Origin of the sequence: Desulfurobacterium atlanticum, from assembly GCF_900188395.1 — a bacterium.
Classification (GTDB): domain Bacteria; phylum Aquificota; class Aquificia; order Desulfurobacteriales; family Desulfurobacteriaceae; genus Desulfurobacterium_A; species Desulfurobacterium_A atlanticum.
Window position 1 is genome coordinate 257,081 of record NZ_FZOB01000001.1, and the last position, 6,899, is coordinate 263,979.

Below are 6,899 nucleotides of genomic sequence, written 5' to 3' on the forward strand. Positions count from 1 at the left end.
CTTGTTAGGAGGTACTAACATGAAGATGCCGGTAAGAGTGTTTAAGTGTATGGATTGTGGCGAAGAGTTTAAGGTTCCCTTCGGTAAACCAAAATGGATGCTTGAATGTCCTGAGTGCGGAAGTGAACGTATAGTTAGAATCGGCACAGAAGCCGGGGATTTTGAAAGCCGGGAAAAAGATGGAAAAGAAAGTGAGCCGGTATTTCTGTGCTGTGGTAATATGCACAAGTTTGGCTGGGGTTGGCGTCCTCGCTTCGGGAAAGGTTTTGGCTGGCGTAGAAATGGAAGAGGAAGAGGCTGGTGTAGAGGGTAGATATAGTTTTGAAAGTTAGAAATGGGGTATAATATCCCCGTTTCTAACTTTATTAAAATGAGGTGTGTTGGGTTTGGAGTCCGATTTTTCTGGAAATAAAGTTAAAAGTTTTTTGCTATCTTTTCTTAAAAGTTATTCTGGGATTTTTTTCATTTCAGAGCCGCTTTTTGGTTTTTTTCTATTCCTTATAACTTTACTTAATCCAAATATGGCATTATCAGGTTTCCTGTGTGTTATTTCGGCTTATTCTTTTGCAAGATTATTGGGTCTTAAAGACACTTTTCTCGGACTTGATTTTTATATTTACAATCCATTACTTGTAGGGCTTGCAATAGGCTACCTTTTCAAACTAAACCTTCTTACTTTTATTTTTATTTTCAGTCTCGGAATATTAACATTTCTCATGACTTACACTTTATCTTCTATATTTTCTTACTATTTGAAGTTGCCAGTGCTTAGTATTCCCTTTGTAATTGGAAGCTTTATTGTTTATCTTGCATCAATTAGATATTCTAATCTTTTTGTAATATCTTTATATCCACATTATCCTGTTTTTCAGCTACATCTTCCTGATTTTTTAAAAGGCTTCTTTTCTTCACTTGGTGCAATTCTTTTTTCTCCATCTGTCTTTGCAGGGTTGTTCATATTTTTAGCCCTTTTTCTTTATTCAAGAATTCTTACTTTTCTTGCTGTTATTGGCTATTTTTCAGCAATATTTATCACAGGTTTGATGACAGGGTCGTTCGTGAATACCTTTAATGATATTTCCGCATTCAACTATATATTGATAGCTATGGCTGTTGGAGGTGTTTTCCTTATACCTTCTCCTAAAAGTTATCTTTTTGCCATACTTTCTTCCATTATAGCTGTTCCGATTGTGGAATCAACGAAAGCTTTCTGGCAACAGTTTGGAATTCCTGTATTTGCTTTACCGTTTAATACAGTTACTTTACTTATAGTATATACGCTCGGTCTTATTAGCTGGGAATATACGACAAAGCTTTATAGAGGAACTCCAGAAAAAACACTTGATTATTATCTTACTTACTTAAAAAGATTTCCCTTTTCCACAAGAACATTGTCTCTTCCTTTTTCTGGTGAATGGACGGTATGGCAGTCTTTTGATGGAGAATGGACGCACAGGGGACCCTGGAAATATGCAATTGATTTTGTTATTTCTGATGATAAAGGAAGTACTTTTAAAGGTGACGGTAATTCTTTAACAGATTATTATGCTTTCGGAAAACCAGTTCTTTCTCCTGTAAGAGGAAGGGTTATTAAAGCTCTGGATAGAATTAAGGATAATCCTCCCGGTCAGGCTGATAAAGAAAACAATTTCGGAAATTATGTCTTGATATATGATGAGAGGGGATTCTACGTTCTTATTGCTCATCTTAAGGAAAATTCTTTAAAGGTAAAGTCAGGAGATTGGGTGGAGAAGGGTTCTATTATAGGGCTTTGCGGAAATTCAGGTTATTCTCCTCAACCTCACATTCATATTCATGTGCAACTATTATCTGATATCGGTTCTCCAACTGTGCCGTTTAGTTTTGCACCTTTTATACGAAATGAAAGAGAATTTGTTGATAATGGAGTGCCATTAAGGGACGAAAGAGTAAAACCTGTATTTGCAGATAAAGCTTTGAAGAAAAAATTAAATCTTTTAATAGACATGGTTATGAAATATAAAGTTGTTCAAAATGATGAAGAAATGGGTGATGTAGAATTTGCTGTTAAGATGGCTCCTGATGGGACTTTTTATCTTACAGATGGAAGTGCGAAGCTTTATTTTGCTGTATTTAATGAGACTTTCTATTTTCTTAATTTTGAAGGGAATAAAGATTCTTATTTAAGGTATCTTTTTATTTCAGGTAGTAAAATACCCCTGTTTCTTGAAAAGGCTTTATTCTGGAAAGATTATTTACCGTTAGACCTTTTAGAAAATGGCATGATGACAGCTATATTGAGATTTTTAGCTTCCTTTAAACACGATTTTTATGAGGTTAAAGCGATTTATGAATGTTCTGGAAATAATTCTATTTCTGGAAAAGTGGAGTATCCTAATGGTTTTCTGTCAACTTTTATTAAAGTTGATTCTAACTTTGGATTTAAAGAGATTAAAATTGAGTCTAACAAAAAAAGATTAATACTTAGGAGAGTAGAGGATGAAAAAGTTTTTATTAATGGCAACGGCAATGGCAGTGCTTTTTTCACAAAAAGCATCGGCTAAAACCTATTCAGCTTTTTATGGAACTTATATTGATTATAGCAGTGGCAATAAAACCTCTGGATACTCTGGAACGTTTTATTTAAATACAGGAGATCTTTATCAATCAACATCCTTTGGAATATCTGCAACGAGAGTGGAAGAGAAAACAGAAGAAACTGTTTCTTTTCAAGGAAAACAAAGAACAGAGATCGTGACAGATTATATAGACCAGCTTGATTTTACTCTTCTTTACACAAATACAGATAAAATTCTAAAAAATCATATTTTTAGTTTCGGGTTCCATTACATATTAACAGATGACAAATCAACAAATAACGGTTCTATTTTCTACTTTGACGGAACATACTTTAAACCTTACAACTGGAATTCTGGGTTAGAGTTTGCAGTTTCGTTTTATCCTTCCACTAAGGTTTTTCAATTTGTTCCTCATCTTGGAAAGTATTTTTATACAAAAAATTTCACCTATTATACCTGGGTAAAAGGATACTATATAAAGGTTGGAGATACGGCAGATTTTGCTTTTTCCAAAACCAATTACTTTTCAGGGGAATTTGGAGTTCACTTTTATAAAGGTAATTTTGATGCCGGTGTTTTTCTTTGGGGAGGGGAGCAGGTTTTTGCTGTGAAAAATTCAGGATTTGTTGTTTATAACTTAGGAGATGTTTACAAGGGAGGAATAGTTTTTGATGGTGGATATAAGATTGATAAAAATTATAGAGTCGGATTTACTGCATCTTTAAATAGATTTGAGTATCCTGATACTGGAGAAAATGCTGTTCAAACTTCTGTAACAGGGTATGTAGGCTATACCTGGTAAAGGAGGTGTTTTTGAAATACATATTTGGTCCTGTTTATTCAAGAAGGCTTGGCCTTTCTCTTGGAGTTGACCTTGTTCCCTATAAAGTTTGTAGTATGGATTGTGTTTACTGTGAAGTGGGAAGAACAACTGTTAAAACTCTTGAAAGAAAAGAGTATGTGCCTGTAAAGGAGGTTATAAAAGAGCTTGGGGATTTTTTGTCTGCTTCTCCTCCGGTTGATTTTGTAACCTTCAGTGGTTACGGAGAACCTACTTTAAATTCTAAAATAGGAAAAGTAGTTAAATTTTTGAAAGGAGAAATCCCCGATATTCCTATTGCTTTAATAACGAACAGTTCATTACTGTGGCAGAAAGATGTTTTAAATGATATAAGGGAGATGGACCTTTTTCTGCCTTCCTTTGATGCAGCTTCAGATACTGTTTTGAAAAAAATTAATAGACCTGTATCTGCAATTTCGGTAGAGCTTTTAAAAAAGGGGCTTTTAAATCTTAAAAAGGAAACAGAAGGGAAAATCTGGCTTGAAACATTATTTGTTGAAGGTTTAAACAATAATAAAGATGAAATTCTAAAGATAGGTGAGTTTGTGCACTATTTGGAGCCAGATAGATGGCAGATAAACACAGTTGATAGGCCTCCAGCTTATAACAGCAAACCTCTTTCTTACGAAGAGCTTGAGAAGATAAAAGAGATGGTTAAATATCCTGCTACGGATATTATTGTAAGAAAATCTACTGAAAATCGGAGCAGTTTTACTTCTGATTTTAAAAGAGAGATTCTTGATCTTGTAAACCGACGTCCCTGTCCGATAAAAGAGATTTCAGATGCTCTTGGGGTATTGCAGGAAGATGTGGAAAAGGCGGTTGAAGAGTTGTTAAGAGAAGGGAGAGTGTTTAAAGTAAAATTTGGAAACGTTTTTTATCTTAAAGGAAAAGAGAAAAAATGAGATTTTTTCAGGTTTTTATTCTGATTTTTGTTTTTTCCTTGAAGGCGCAAGCGCAAGTTATAAACATAAGCTCTGATGTATATTTTCCTGAATATCTTAAAAAAGAGATAATAGCTCAATCAAAAAAAGTTTGTTCTGCTTCAAATTGCACACATGTAGTGGTAGAACTTTTGCGATTTTTAGGTTATGAAGCTGAGATAGATAACAATAATATAAGAATTGCCAGAAATTTAAAGATAACCTCTGTTTCTGTCAGGGGTCTTCCTGAATTTATGAAAAAGGATGAAAATATTGTCAAAAATTTCCTTTTAAACCAGATATATTCCTCTGAGCTTATAGAAAATGCAAGGCTTCTTCTTCTTTTTAAATTGAGAAGTGCAGGGTTTAAAGATGTAAAGATTAATGTAAAAACGGAAGAAACATTTAGAGGATATAGTGTTATTTTTAATATAGATAAGGGCCTTCCTCACGTAATAACAAAGATTTTGGTGGAGTGTGAAGTTCCTGACTTAAGAGCCATTGTTGAAAGAATTTTTTCCAAAGAAGTTGGGAAAAGATTTGACAGAGAACAGATTTTTGAAGTTGTAAAAGATATTGAAAAGAAGTTTTTAGAGCTTGGTTATTTTAATGTTGAAATTTCTTTTTCCTGGAAGGTCCTGAAGAAAAAGGAGAACAGAAAAGAAACAGTACTTATTATAAAGGTTGTTCCAGGTAAAAGATATGTTATAAAGATAACAGGAAATAAACATATTAAAACAAAAAAGATTTTAAAGGTCCTTACTTTTAAAGAAGATAAAGCTTTTGATGAATTTGAAATTGAAAGAAGTATAGAAAATATCAAGAGACTTTATGGAAATAAAGGATTTCCTTATGTTAGAGTCTGGACGGAGTTGAAGGATTTAGATAATAATACTGTGCTGGTTAAGTTTATTATTAATGAGGGGAAAAGAGTAAAAATCAGAAAAGTTGCTTTAACTGTTAAGGGTCATCTTCAGAAAGATGATAAGGAAGAAGTTTTGAATATCTTAAACACTTTAAGATACAGTTATTATTCAGTCAAAAAAATTGAAGATAAGCTGGCAGAGCTTAAACTTTATCTGAAAGATAAAGGGTATTTTGGAATAATTGTTAAATATAAGTTGCAGGGAAGGACACTTCTGTTTGACCTTGACGTTGAGGGAAGAAGAATTGTAAAAGAGATAGTCGGATTGCCCGGAGAGCTTCAAAACGAATTTAAATTGCCCGTTCCTTATAAAGCTGATTTTGAAACAAAACTTAGAATGAAAGTGGTTGAATTTTTCACCTCTAAAGGATTTCTTGATGTAAAAGTAAATGTTGAGAAAAAAGAAACAAAGACAGGAAGCACTATTTATACGACTTTTAAAGTTAATATAAATAAAGGGAAAAGATATAAAATCGGTTTTGTTATCTTTTCCGGATTAAAAAGAACGAAGGTAGATGTTCTAAATTCTATTACGGTTCTTAATCCGGGAAAGTTTTACAGTAGAAATTCTGTTATTGAACAGTATTCTCTTCTTTCAAGAACACAACTTTTTACAATGATAGATCTTAGAGAGATAAAGGTTTCTGAAGACGGTGTAGTTAATGTCGTGTACAATTTAGAGGAAGCACCACTGCTTCGTGTAAAGGGATTTGTTGGATATAGTTCTGATGCCGGTATCAGTTTGAAAACCTCTGGCAGTAGCAGTTCTCCTTTTGGCAGAGGATTTTACTTCTTCCTATCTGGAGAATATAGACAGGATGAAGGTTCAAATATCCTTTTTAAGGTTGGTAAATCGGGTATCTTGGGTAAAAGGAACAGAGGATATTTAACATTAATTAGGAAAAGGGAAATTTTTGAAAGTTTTGATGTCGTTAGATATATAACAAGGGTTGAGGTATCAAGAAGACAATGGGGAAAAATAACTCAAAACTACGGACTTGAACTTGCAAGGGAGATAATGACTTCGGAGGGTATGGGAAAAGAGACATTTTATAAAAAAACGTTTTATATAACTTCAGATTTTGATTGGAGAAACAGTTTTACAAATCCTGTGAAAGGTCACAGAATCTACAATAAACTGGCATATACAGGTGGTTTATTAGGAGGGGATGCCAGTTATTTCCTTTTTGAACTTAAAGGTTTGAAACTGAAGCCTTTTTTTAAAAATAAACTTATAGCTGCATTGAGGATAGGTACAGGTTATATAAAACCTTTAAAAGAAAATGGGGTTCCAATACAGGATAAATTTTATCTTGGAGGAGCTGAAAGCATAAGAGGGTATAGATACGGAACGATTTCTCCTGTTGATAGTGATGGGAATTATATTGGTGGAGATTTCTATTCTCTTTTCAGTTTTGAGTTAAGGTATAATTTTCTTTCTTCTGTGCAACTTGCTACTTTTTATGATGCGGGGCAGGTTTTTCCAGAAATTGGTGATTTTACTTTTAACAACTGGTATAGTTCTGTTGGTATAGGATTCAGGTATTTGACTCCTGTGGGACCTTTAAGGGTGGATTATGGGTATAAACTTAAAAAGATACCTGGGCAGGGACCAGGTAGGTTTCATATCTCCTTTGGATTTCCTTTTTAGT

General features: G+C 33.6%; 5 protein-coding genes. All 5 read left to right on the forward strand.

Annotated elements, in window-relative coordinates; genetic code table 11:
* Nucleotides 1-19 precede the first annotated feature (19 nt).
* The 5 genes from CHB58_RS01365 (at nt 20) to CHB58_RS01385 (ending at nt 6,898) form a co-directional block, all read left to right on the forward strand.
* Complete coding sequence (locus tag CHB58_RS01365) at nt 20-313, forward strand: zinc ribbon domain-containing protein (RefSeq protein ID WP_089322300.1); 294 nt, start codon at nt 20-22, stop codon at nt 311-313.
* Between the two features lie 67 nt (nt 314-380).
* Complete coding sequence (locus CHB58_RS01370; protein ID WP_245807308.1) at nt 381-2,543, forward strand: urea transporter; 2,163 nt, start codon at nt 381-383, stop codon at nt 2,541-2,543.
* The gene (locus CHB58_RS01375; protein ID WP_089322301.1) at nt 2,479-3,360 is read left to right on the forward strand and encodes a hypothetical protein; all 882 of its coding nucleotides are present in this window, start codon (nt 2,479-2,481) and stop codon (nt 3,358-3,360) included. The genes CHB58_RS01370 and CHB58_RS01375 overlap by 65 nt, the downstream gene beginning before the upstream one ends.
* Nucleotides 3,361-3,371: 11 nt before the next feature.
* Nucleotides 3,372-4,304 carry a radical SAM protein gene (locus CHB58_RS01380; RefSeq protein WP_089322302.1) on the forward strand — a complete coding sequence of 311 codons (933 nt, stop codon included), beginning with the start codon at nt 3,372-3,374 and terminating at the stop codon, nt 4,302-4,304.
* Nucleotides 4,301-6,898, forward strand: coding sequence for a BamA/OMP85 family outer membrane protein (locus CHB58_RS01385; protein ID WP_089322303.1), 2,598 nt, complete (start codon nt 4,301-4,303; stop codon nt 6,896-6,898). The genes CHB58_RS01380 and CHB58_RS01385 overlap by 4 nt, the downstream gene beginning before the upstream one ends.
* Nucleotide 6,899 lies beyond the last annotated feature (1 nt).

Coding starts and splice junctions, on each gene's coding strand:
- CHB58_RS01365 (WP_089322300.1), top strand. CDS start 20: ATGAAGATGCCGGTAAGAGTGTTTAAGTGTATGGATTGTGGCGAAGAG.
- CHB58_RS01375 (WP_089322301.1), top strand. CDS start 2,479: ATGAAAAAGTTTTTATTAATGGCAACGGCAATGGCAGTGCTTTTTTCA.
- CHB58_RS01385 (WP_089322303.1), top strand. CDS start 4,301: ATGAGATTTTTTCAGGTTTTTATTCTGATTTTTGTTTTTTCCTTGAAG.